Here is a 10,833-nt window from a genome sequence, read left to right as displayed (position 1 = left end):
CCCCTCCCCCCGCCGCACCTTCTTGGGCCGTCTGCCGCTCCCCGAGCGGAACTACCTCACCGACGCCCTGCGTACGGAGACGGTCGGCGGAGTCATACTCCTGGTCGCCGCCGTGGCAGCCCTCGTCTGGGCGAACACCTTCGGATCGAGTTACACGAGCGTCAGCCATTTCCACTTCGGGCCCGGGGTGCTCGGCCTCCATCTGTCCGTGGCGCACTGGGCGGCCGACGGGCTGCTCGCCGTCTTCTTCTTCGTCGCGGGAGTCGAGCTCAAGCGCGAACTCGTCGCGGGCGAGCTGCGCGACCCCAAGGCGGCCGCGCTCCCGGTCGTCGCCGCCCTGTGCGGCATGGCGGTACCGGCGGTCGTCTACACGCTCGTGGCTGTGCTCGGCGACGGCTCCACCGGCGGCTGGGCCGTGCCCACGGCCACCGACATCGCCTTCGCGCTCGCCGTCCTCGCCGTCATCGGCACCTCGCTGCCCGCCGCGCTCCGCGCGTTCCTGCTGACCCTCGCCGTGGTCGACGACCTCTTCGCGATCCTGATCATCGCGGTCTTCTTCACCGAGAACATCGACTTCGTCGCGCTGATCGGCGCCTTCGCCGGCCTCGCCGTCTTCTACCTCCTGCTGCGGTTCGACGTCCGCGGCTGGTACGTCTACGTGCCGCTCGCCCTGATCATCTGGGGGCTGATGTACAACAGCGGCATCCACGCCACCATCGCCGGTGTCGCCATGGGCCTGATGCTGCGCTGCACCCGGCGCGAGGGCGAGGAGCACTCGCCCGGCGAACGCATCGAGCACCTGGTCCGCCCGCTGTCGGCCGGACTCGCCGTACCGCTGTTCGCACTCTTCTCCGCCGGTGTCTCCCTCTCCGGCGGCGCGCTGGCCGGCGTGTTCACCCGGCCCGAAACGCTCGGTGTCGTCCTGGGGCTCGTCGTCGGCAAGACGATCGGCATCTTCGGCGGTACGTGGCTGGCCACCCGGTTCACCAAAGCGGAGCTGAACAAGGATCTGGCCTGGGCCGATGTCTTCGCGGTCGCCTCACTCGCCGGCATCGGCTTCACCGTCTCGCTGCTCATCGGGGAGCTCGCCTTCGTCGGCGACGACGACATGATCAACGAGATCAAGGCATCGGTTCTCATCGGTTCCCTGATTGCGGCCGTACTCTCCGGTGTACTGCTCAAACTGCGGGTACGCAGATACCGGGCGCTGTTCGACGCGGAGGAACTCGACGAGGACGCGTCCGGGATTCCGGACATCTACGAGCAGGACGATCCGGAGTACCACCTGCGGATGGCCGCGCTCTACGAGAAGAAGGCGGCCGAGCACCGCCGCCTTGCCCAAGTGGCGGGGGCAGCGAGCAACAAGCCGGACAGTCCGGCATGATCTGACATCGGATGTGTTGAACAGGAGAGGGAGTCAGGGATGAGCGACCCCGGCAATTACGCGGGCAGCGCCGACCGCAGTCTCGGCCAGCTGGTCGCCTCGGCGACGGCCGAACTGTCGGCGCTGGTGCACGACGAGATTGCCCTGGCCAAGGCCGAGGTACGACAGGACGTCAAGCGTGGCGTCATCGGCAGCGTGGCGTTCATCGTCACGGGCGTGCTGATTCTGTTCGCGATCCCGGTGCTGAGCTTCGCGGCCGCGTACGGAATCCACAACCTGGGACTCGGCCTCGCCTGGTCGTTTCTGATCGTGGGCGGTGCGTTCATCCTGCTGGGGATCCTGCTCGCGCTCTTCGGCTACGCCAAGTTCAAGAAGGTCAAGCCGCCGGAGAAGTCCATCGCCTCGGCCAAGCAGACCGCCGCCGTCCTTCAGGGGGTCAAGCCGCACCCGCGCGCGAGCGTCGGCGCGGACGCGATCCTGCCGATCGGCGGCAGCACACTTGCGGACAAGGCCATCGAGAACCGTCCGGTCCAGGACAAGGCGTCTGCTGTGGCACGCTCATCCACATGACGGTCCCCGATTCCAGCGCATTTCGCCCTGTGGGCCCGGAAGACCGGGCAGGTCAGGAGAAGCCGGCCGGTCCGGCGGGCCACAACCCCGGCCCGGCCGCCCCGGCTCCCGGCGACCCAACAGCTCCCGCGTCGGCGGCGGGCGGCCCAGCGGCTCCCGCGTCGGCAGCAAGCAGTCCCACGGCTCCCCCGTCGTCCGCGGCGAACAGTCCAGCGGCTCCCGCGTCCGCGGCAGGCGGTCCCGTCCGCCTCGACGGCCCCTGGACCCATCGGGACGTCGCGGCCAACGGCGCCCGCTTCCACATCGCCGAAATGGGCGAAGGCCCGCTGGTCCTTCTCCTGCACGGCTTCCCGCAGTTCTGGTGGACCTGGCGCCACCAGCTTCCGGCACTCGCCGACGCGGGCTTCCGCGCCGTGGCGATGGACCTGCGCGGGGTGGGTGGCAGCGACCGGACGCCCCGCGGCTACGACCCCGCCAACCTGGCACTCGACATCACCGGCGTGATCCGCTCACTCGGCGAACCGGACGCCGCGCTGGTCGGCCATGACATGGGCGGCTACCTGGCCTGGACGGCCGCGGTGATGCGCCCCAAGCTGGTGCGACGGCTGGTGGTGTCCTCGATGCCGCATCCGCGCCGGTGGCGCTCCTCGATGCTCTCCGACTTCGCCCAGTCCCGTGCGGGGTCGTACGTCTGGGGCTTTCAGCGGCCCTGGGTTCCGGAGCGTCAGCTCGTGGCGGACGACGCGGCGTTGGTGGGACGGCTGATCCACGAGTGGGCGGGCCCGGGGACCGCGGAGTTCCCGGACGACGCCGCGGTGGACGTGTACCGGCGCGCCATGTCCATCCCGTCGACCGCGCACTGCTCGATCGAGCCCTACCGCTGGATGGTGCGCTCGCTGGCACGGCCGGACGGCATCCAGTTCAACCGGCGCATGAAACGGCCGGTGCGGGTGCCGACCCTGCATCTGCACGGTTCACTCGATCCGGCGGTCCGCACCCGTAGTTCGGCGGGGTCCGGCGAGTACGTCGAGGCACCGTACCGTTGGCGACTTTTCGACGGTCTGGGCCACTTCCCCCATGAGGAGGATCCGGCCGGTTTCTCGGCCGAACTCATCAACTGGCTCAAGGATTCCGAGCCCGACCGCTAGCCGGCGGGCACACATGTCCGACGAACAGCCACTTGCCTGCCGCATAGGCCAATTGGCTGGCGGATGGGCGGTTACCGACCATGCGTCACGGGCAGACGTCCGGGTATGGGCTGGACGCACGACTTCGGTGACGCAGCACGCAATCGTCGCTCGACCGCCACGGCGGCACCGGGCACTCATGAGGGGGGCGGCCTCCAGGGCCGGGTGCACGCTATGCATGTTCTGCATGATCCCCGGCTCGGCATTCCGCACATCCTCCGCCGCAGGGCCCGCTGGGTCTCCGCGCGGCTGCGCCACCCGCGCGGATGATGCGCGGTCCCGCCACCTCGCCGGCGGGGCCTTCGACCCACGCTCCCTGGGCCCGTCATCGGACTGCCGTCGTCGTCCGAAGGGCGGCCGCGCTGGCGCCCTTCGGACGACGGGCGGCAGCGCGGCCGTCCGGTGCGTGCTCTCGGCGTGCCGGCTCCAGGCCCCTGCACTTGGACGTACCGGGGCCTGGAGCCGGTACGGCGAACGAGCGCACAGACCGCCGCGCGGCAGACGGCACTGTGACGACAGGGTGGCAACCCACCGGCAACCCACCCGTGGCAGACCTACGGCACCACCTGGCAAAGCCCTACTAGAGCGCGCACGCCTGGCTGTCGACCTGTTGGTTGGCGGTACGGCCCTGCGTGATGTCCTGGCGGATCTCGTCGGCCGTGAGGGCATAGCCGGTGTCGGGGTCGTCGAGCGATTTGGCGAACACGACTCCGTACACCTTGCCGTCGGGCGTCAGCAGCGGGCCGCCGGAGTTGCCCTGACGGACCGTCGTGTAGAGCGAGTAGACATCGCGGCGGACGGTGCCGCGGTGGTAGATGTCGGGCCCGTTCGCGTCGATACGGGCACGGACACGCGCGGAGCGCACGTCGTACGAGCCGTTCTCCGGGAAGCCCGCGACGATCGCGCTGTTCCCGGTCGCGGCGTCGTGGTCGGTGTCGGTGAACTGCAGCGGCTTCGCGTCGAGGTCCGGCACGTCGAGTACGGCGATGTCGCGCCGCCAGTCGTAGAGGACGACCTTCGCGTCGTAGAGGCGTCCCTGGCCGCCGATCTGCACGGTCGGTTCGTCGACGCCGCCGACGACGTGGGCGTTGGTCATCACCCGGCGGTCGGAGAAGACGAATCCGGTGCCTTCGAGGACCTTGCCGCAGCTCGGGGCCGTACCGACGACCTTGACGATCGACTCCTTGGCGCGGGCCGCCACGGGGCTGCCGGCCAGGGCGGGGTCCGGGGCCCTGACCTCGGTGATGGGTTCGTTGGCGAACGGGCTGAAGACCTGCGGGAAGCCGTTCTGCGCGAGGACCGAGGAGAAGTCCGTGAACCAGGTGGAGGCCTGGGGCGGCATCACCCGGGAGATGCCGAGCAGGACGGAGGAGCTGCGAACCTCCTTGCCCAGCGTCGGCAGGGACGTGCCCGCCAGCGCGGAGCCGATCAGCCAGGCCACCAGCAGCATCGCGACGACGTTGACGAGGGAGCCGCCGGTCGCGTCGAGGGCGCGCGCGGGCGACCACGTGATGTACCGGCGGAGTTTGTTCCCCAGGTGGGTGGTGAAGGCCTGGCCCACCGAGGCGCACACGATCACGATGACGACCGCGACGATGGCCGCGGTCGACGAGACCTCCGAGCCGTCCGTCACCTGGTCCCACAGGATGGGCAGCAGATAGACGGCGACGAGACCGCCGCCCAGGAACCCGATCACCGACAGAATGCCGACGACGAACCCCTGGCGGTAGCCGATGACCGCGAACCACACGGCGCCGGCCAGCAGCAGGATGTCCAGCACGTTCACCGTCTATTGCCTCGCAGATTCGTCACCGGGCCCGTACGGCTCCCCGTGGCCGGGAAGGCCCGGTAGCGGAGCTCGGGAGTCAGCCTGTCATGCGCGCCAGTCGAGCGGCACCTGCTTGGCCCTGTCCCAGGGGCGCTCCCAGCCCGCGAAGTGCAGAATCCGGTCGATCACCCCGGCCGTGAACCCCCAGACGAGTGCGGATTCGACCAGAAATGCCGGGCCGCGGTGACCGCTGGGGTGGCGCGTGGTCACCCGGTTGGCCGGATCCGTGAGATCCGCCACGGGCACCGTGAAGACCCGGGCGGTCTCCGCCGGGTCGACGACCCCGACCGGGCTGGGCGAACGCCACCAGCCGAGGACCGGAGTCACCACGAAGCTGCTGACCGGGATGTAGAGCCGGGGCAGCACGCCGAAGATCTGCACCCCGCGCGGATCGAGACCGGTCTCCTCCTCCGCCTCGCGCAGCGCGGCCCGGAGCGGCCCTGTCGTCTCCTGGTCGCCGTCGGCCGGATCCAGCGAACCGCCGGGGAAGGAGGGCTGGCCAGGGTGGGAGCGCAGGCTTCCGGCGCGCTCCATCAGGAGCAGTTCCGGCCCGTGTGCGCCCTCGCCGAACAGGACGAGCACCGCGGACTGCCGCCCGGCGCCGCTCGCGGGCGGCAGAAAGCGGCTGAGCTGCTGCGGCTCGATGGTCCGCGCGGCTCGGGCGACGGGATCCAGCCAGTCGGGCAGGCCCTCGGTCGTGACGTCGATCGCGGCGTCGTCGGCGATGTGGTCGGCGGTATCCCGCCCAGCGGCGGCGGCCGCGTCCGTGCTGTGTTCATGCGTCTTCATAGGCACCCCTCGTTTCACAACGCCTGTCCTTACGCATTTCGTTCCGGAGCGCCTCGCCGGTCAGCCCGCGCCCAGCGCGGGGGCGGGGCTGCCCGGGTAGTCCGCCGGCGGTTTCAGGCGCTGGCCCGGCTGACCGCCCATCTCGTACTTCAGCAGCTTCCTGGCCTTCTCGGGGTCCGTCTCGCCCTCCCCGTACGAAGGACAGAGCGGGGCGACCGGACAGGCGCCGCAGGCGGGACGGCGGGCGTGGCAGACACGGCGGCCGTGGAAGACGACGCGGTGGGAGAGCATCGTCCATTCGCTCTTGGGGAAGATCATCGCGATCTCCGCCTCGACCTTCTCCGGATCCTCCTGCTCGGTCCACTTCCAGCGGCGGACCAACCGGCCGAAGTGCGTGTCGACGGTGATGCCCGGTACGCCGAAGGCATTGCCGAGGACGACGTTGGCGGTCTTGCGGCCGACCCCGGGCAGGGTCACGAGATCGGCGAGGCGTCCCGGCACTTCGCCGCCGAAACGGTCCCGGAGCGCGACGGAGAGGCCTATGAGCGACTTGGTCTTGGCCCGGAAGAAGCCCGTGGGCCGGATGATCTCTTCCATCTCCTCCGGGACGGCCATCGCCATGTCCTCCGGAGTCGGGTACTTCGCGAACAGCGCCGGCGTCGTCTGGTTCACCCTCAGGTCCGTCGTCTGCGCCGACAGCACGGTGGCCACCAGCAGCTCGAACGGCGACTCGAAGTCCAGCTCCGGATGTGCGTACGGATACGTCTCCGCCAGGACCCGGTTGATCTTCCGCGCACGCCGCACCATCGCCAGGCGCGACTCCGGTTTTGCCGGCTTCGCAGCCGCCTTCACCACAGGTTCGGCCGCGGGCTTACGGACCTTGCTCTCTGCCATGTCCGAAGGCTACGCCGAAGGGGCGAGGCCCCGGGGCCGGTTCTCTTCAGGTGCGGATCGGGGCGTGGGCGCTTCAGTGCTGATGATCCCCGTCATGCTCCGCGGAAGCCGAGGCAGACGCCGAAGCGGTGGGGGAGGCCTCCGCCGGGCTGTCGGCGGCGGTGACCGTGAAGGCCGCGGTGCGGACCACGTCCCCGTGCCGGAAGTCCAGGAAGAGGCGGTAGCCGCCCCGGCTCGGCGCGGTGGTGGTGAAGGTGATGTCCGGGCCGGGCGCGGTGCCGTCGCCGGGCTCTCCGTCGGGGTGGACGTGCAGATAGGCGAGGTCACCGGCCCTCAGAGCGACCAGGTGGCCGTACGCGCCGAGGTAGGGCTGGAGATCGGTGACGGGCCTGCCGTCCTTGGCCACGGCGAGGCCGATCCGCGTGGAGCGGCCCGGGACGAGGTCACCGGTCAGGGTGACCTGGTAGCCGTCGACGGTGACGGTGCGCCCTGTCCTGGCCGGCGGTACGGGGCGCAGGTCGCCGGCGGCATGCAGGTCGGCGCCGAGGGTGAGGCCCTCGGAGGCGCCGGCCGGGGTGAAGTCGGCGAAGACGCGGTACTCGCCGGCGGCGGGCAGGGCGGCGGACGTCCGCCAGGTGCCGTCGYCGGCGCGGGTGGGGTGCAGGTGCTGGAAGGTGGAGAGGTCGCGCGGGGCGACGATGAGGTGCAATTCCTTGCCGTGCGCGGCCCGGTAGGCGGTGACGGGCTCGCCGTCCGCCCCGAGGATCCGGAAGCGCAGATCGGCGGGCGCTCCGGCGGTGACGTAGGGGTCGCTGAGGCTGAGCGTGTAGCCGCCTTCGGAGATCTGCAGACCCCCGGGCAGCGGGCCGTCGCCGTCCGCGGCGCCGTCGGCGTCCGAGGCATCGGCGGCGCGCGGGGAGGCCGGATCCGAAGGCGCGGCCGAGGTGTGCCCCGCGTGGGCGGCGGTGGCCGGCTTCGCGGACGGGCCACCGGTGGCGTGGCCGATGCCGTACGAGGCGCCGAAGACGGTGGCGAGACCGGCGGTGAAGGCGGTGATCTTCAGGGCGGTGTTCATGGCGGACTCCTCGGCGGATCGAGCGGGCGGGACAGCTGCGGGGTCGGACCCTCGTCAGCAGTACATACCCCCTAGGGGTATGAGGTCAACCCGCATTTGGATACCAGCAGGGGGTATGTCGGCTCGAGAGAGGACCCCCGGCCCGCCCGCGCCTCCCACTCCCGCACAGGGCGCCGTTCGCCGGCTTTTCGCGGCCCCTGACGCCCTGTTCGCCCACGGCTGAATCAGGCCACGTCGCCACCCGGTCGGCCCCGTCCGCCTGCACGCTCACCGGCACGCAGGTCACCCGTCCGGCCCCGTGCCGGGCCCCGGCATCCACCCCGCTCGCGGGGGATCCGCCCCCAATCGGCCCCCTGCCGTACGCCCCGGCACGCGCGTGCGTCAAACTGGTTTGTGATTGATCGCACTGTTTTACCGTCCGGCATGATGGGGACCACGGTTCCCTGAACAGGCCGACAAGGAGAGAACTCGTGGACGACGTTCTGCGGCGCGCCCCGCTTTTCGCGGCGCTCGATGACGAGCAGGCCGCGGAGCTCCGCGCCTCGATGAGTGAGGTGACCCTCGCGCGCGGCGACGCGCTGTTCCACGAGGGTGACCCGGGTGACCGCCTCTATGTGGTCACCGAGGGCAAGGTGAAGCTCCACCGCACGTCCCCCGACGGGCGCGAGAACATGCTGGCGGTCCTCGGCCCCGGCGAACTGATCGGTGAGCTGTCGCTCTTCGACCCGGGCCCGCGTACCGCCACCGCGACCGCGCTGACCGAGGTCAAGCTCCTCGGCCTCGGCCACGGCGACCTTCAGCCCTGGCTGAACGTACGCCCCGAGGTGGCCACGGCCCTGCTGCGCGCCGTAGCCCGGCGCCTGCGCAAGACCAACGACCAGATGTCCGACCTGGTCTTCTCCGACGTGCCGGGCCGCGTCGCCCGCGCCCTTCTCGACCTGTCGCGCCGCTTCGGCGTCCAGTCGGAGGAAGGCATCCACGTCGTGCACGACCTGACGCAGGAGGAGCTGGCCCAGCTGGTCGGCGCGTCCCGCGAGACGGTCAACAAGGCCCTCGCCGACTTCGCCGGCCGCGGCTGGCTGCGGCTGGAGGCCCGTGCGGTGATCCTGCTGGACGTGGAGCGGCTGGCCAAGCGGTCCCGCTGACCCGTCGTCGTACGCAACGCCCGAGGGGCCCCGCCGGACACCGGCGGGGCCCCTCGCGTACGTCACAGAGCGGGCCCGCCCGGTCGGTACGGGGCGGGGCCCGCCCGGGTCCGTACGTGCGGGGCAGGGCCGCCCGGCTCCGCACGTACCGGCGGGGCCCGTCAGATCAGTCCGTGTTCCCGCAGATACTCCAGCTGCGCCCGCACCGAGAGCTCGGCCGCGGGCCACAGGGACCGGTCCACGTCCGCGTACACGTGTGCCACCACCTGGGATGACGTCAGATACCCGGCCTCCACGGCCGTCTCCACCTGGGCCAGGCGGTGTGCGCGGTGGGCCAGGTAGAACTCGACCGCGCCCTGCGCGTCGTCCAGCACCGGGCCGTGGCCGGGCAGCACGGTGTGCACCCCGTCGTCGACCGTCAGGGAACGCAGCCGCCGCAGCGAGTCGAGGTAGTCCCCCAGCCGCCCGTCCGGGTGCGCCACCAGCGTCGTCCCGCGCCCGAGGATCGTGTCGCCCGTCAGCACCGCGCGGTCGGCGGGCAGATGGAAGGAGAGCGAGTCCGCGGTGTGGCCCGGGGTCGGCACCACGTACATCTCGAGCCCACCGGTCGTGATCACGTCCCCCGTGCCCAGGCCCTCGTCGCCGAGCCGGAGCTCCGGGTCCAGGGCCCGCACCTTCGTCCGGGTCAGCTCGGCGAACCGGGCCGCGCCCTCCGCGTGGTCGGGGTGCCCGTGAGTGAGGAGCGTGAGCGCGATCCGCCGGCCCGCGCGGTCGGCCGTGTCGATGACCGCCCGCAGATGGGCGTCGTCCAGCGGGCCCGGGTCGATGACCACCGCGAGGTCCGAGTCGGGCTCGGCGACGATCCAGGTGTTGGTGCCGTCCAGCGTCATGGCCGACGCGTTCGGCGCGAGGACGTTGACCGCACGGGTCGTGGCGGGGCCGGACAGCACCCCGCCGCGCGGCTGTCCGGGCAGCGCGGCCGCGTCACTCATGCGGAACCACCGCCCGCACCGCTCCCGCCGCCCACCGGGATGTGCTTGGTGAACTCCTCGTGCCCCGGCCAGCTCAGCACCAGCTCTCCGCCCTCCAGACGGGCCTGTGCGAGCACCGGGGCGAGATCCTGGCCCGATGCCGCCTCCAGCGCCTGCGCGGCGGTGGCGTACGGCCTGAGCGCACGCAGCGTGGAAACCGTCGGCGGCATCATCAGCAGCTCACCCCGGTCGTATCCGTCGGCCGCCTCGGCCGGACCGATCCACACCGTGCGGTCGGCCTCCGTCGAGGCGTTGCGGGTGCGCTGACCGGCCGGGAGCGCGGCGACGAAGAACCAGGTGTCGTAGCGGCGCGGTTCGAACTCCGGAGTGATCCAGCGCGCCCAGGCGCCGAGCAGATCGGAGCGCAGCACCAGCCCGCGCCGGTCGAGGAACTCGGCGAACGACAACTCCCGCGCGACCAGCGCCTCGCGGTCGGCCTCCCAGTCCGCACCGGTGGTGTCCGTGACGACCGTGCCCGCGGTCGGACCGGCGAGCAGGACGCCCGCCTCCTCGTACGTCTCGCGGACCGCGGCGCACACGATGGCCTGGGCCTCGGCCGCCGTACCGACCCCGAGCCGCTTCGCCCAGTCCTCCAGCGCGGGTCCGGACCAGCCGACGAGCCGGTCGTCGTCGCGCGGGTCGACCCCGCCACCCGGATAGGCGTACGCACCTCCGGCAAAGGCCATCGAGGTGCGCCGGCGCAGCATGTGGACCGTGGGCCCGTCCCCGGCACCCGCGGCGGAGTCCCGGAGCAGCATCACGGTGGCGGCCCGCCTGGGGGCCGCCGCCGTCAGTTCGCCTGCGGCGAGGGCCCGGATCCGGCCGGGCCATTCCGGTGGGTACCACTGACCATTGGACATGGCCGGAGGCTATCCGGAACCGTGCCGATGTTCGAGGGGCGCGGTGATCCGTACATGCCCCGTACACAGA

At 71.5% G+C, this 10,833-nt stretch carries 11 protein-coding genes; 5 read left to right on the top strand and 6 right to left on the bottom strand.

Annotated features, from left to right (window positions below; genetic code table 11):
- The 4 genes from nhaA to EAO72_RS43385 form a co-directional block, all read left to right on the top strand.
- Window positions 1-1,384, top strand: a 1,384-nt coding sequence (gene nhaA / locus EAO72_RS28045) for a Na+/H+ antiporter NhaA (protein WP_148022079.1), incomplete at its 5' end; no start/stop codon positions are given.
- A gap of 39 nt (window positions 1,385-1,423) precedes the next feature.
- Window positions 1,424-1,954: a phage holin family protein gene (locus EAO72_RS28040; protein WP_148019952.1), complete on the top strand. Its 531-nt coding sequence runs from the start codon at window positions 1,424-1,426 to the stop codon at window positions 1,952-1,954.
- Entirely contained in the window at window positions 1,951-3,102 is a 1,152-nt protein-coding gene (locus tag EAO72_RS28035) for an alpha/beta fold hydrolase (protein ID WP_148019951.1), read from the top strand. Before EAO72_RS28040 ends, EAO72_RS28035 begins: the two co-directional genes overlap by 4 nt.
- A gap of 105 nt (window positions 3,103-3,207) precedes the next feature.
- Complete coding sequence (locus EAO72_RS43385; protein WP_148019950.1) at window positions 3,208-3,411, top strand: hypothetical protein; 204 nt, start codon at window positions 3,208-3,210, stop codon at window positions 3,409-3,411.
- Between the two features lie 310 nt (window positions 3,412-3,721).
- Here the strand turns inward: EAO72_RS43385 and EAO72_RS28025 are convergent, their stop codons facing one another.
- The 4 genes from EAO72_RS28025 to EAO72_RS28010 all read right to left on the bottom strand — a co-directional run bounded on the left by EAO72_RS28025 (window position 3,722) and on the right by EAO72_RS28010 (window position 7,727).
- Window positions 3,722-4,927 carry a MarP family serine protease gene (locus EAO72_RS28025; protein WP_148019949.1) on the bottom strand — a complete coding sequence of 402 codons (1,206 nt, stop codon included), beginning with the start codon at window positions 4,925-4,927 and terminating at the stop codon, window positions 3,722-3,724.
- A gap of 87 nt (window positions 4,928-5,014) precedes the next feature.
- Entirely contained in the window at window positions 5,015-5,758 is a 744-nt protein-coding gene (locus tag EAO72_RS28020; protein WP_148019948.1) for an NUDIX hydrolase, read from the bottom strand.
- A 60-nt stretch (window positions 5,759-5,818) separates the two neighbouring features.
- The gene (gene nth, locus EAO72_RS28015) at window positions 5,819-6,652 is read right to left on the bottom strand and encodes an endonuclease III (protein ID WP_148019947.1); all 834 of its coding nucleotides are present in this window, start codon (window positions 6,650-6,652) and stop codon (window positions 5,819-5,821) included.
- A gap of 73 nt (window positions 6,653-6,725) precedes the next feature.
- Entirely contained in the window at window positions 6,726-7,727 is a 1,002-nt protein-coding gene (locus EAO72_RS28010; RefSeq protein ID WP_148019946.1) for a hypothetical protein, read from the bottom strand.
- A 470-nt stretch (window positions 7,728-8,197) separates the two neighbouring features.
- Between EAO72_RS28010 and EAO72_RS28005 the strand changes: the two genes are divergently transcribed.
- Window positions 8,198-8,872 (top strand): Crp/Fnr family transcriptional regulator, encoded by a 675-nt coding sequence (locus tag EAO72_RS28005; protein ID WP_123460131.1) that lies wholly within the window; start codon window positions 8,198-8,200, stop codon window positions 8,870-8,872.
- Window positions 8,873-9,033: 161 nt separating this feature from the next.
- Here the strand turns inward: EAO72_RS28005 and EAO72_RS28000 are convergent, their stop codons facing one another.
- Together EAO72_RS28000 and EAO72_RS27995 are read right to left on the bottom strand one after the other, a co-directional pair.
- Entirely contained in the window at window positions 9,034-9,864 is an 831-nt protein-coding gene (locus EAO72_RS28000; protein WP_148019945.1) for an MBL fold metallo-hydrolase, read from the bottom strand.
- The gene (locus EAO72_RS27995; protein ID WP_148019944.1) at window positions 9,861-10,763 is read right to left on the bottom strand and encodes an NUDIX hydrolase; all 903 of its coding nucleotides are present in this window, start codon (window positions 10,761-10,763) and stop codon (window positions 9,861-9,863) included. The genes EAO72_RS28000 and EAO72_RS27995 overlap by 4 nt, the downstream gene beginning before the upstream one ends.
- Window positions 10,764-10,833: the final 70 nt, after the last annotated feature.

The organism is Streptomyces sp. OR43, from assembly GCF_008042275.1.
Taxonomy (GTDB): domain Bacteria; phylum Actinomycetota; class Actinomycetes; order Streptomycetales; family Streptomycetaceae; genus Streptomyces.
Note: the sequence above shows the minus strand (reverse complement) of the source record. Positions and strands in the feature narration are given on the sequence as shown.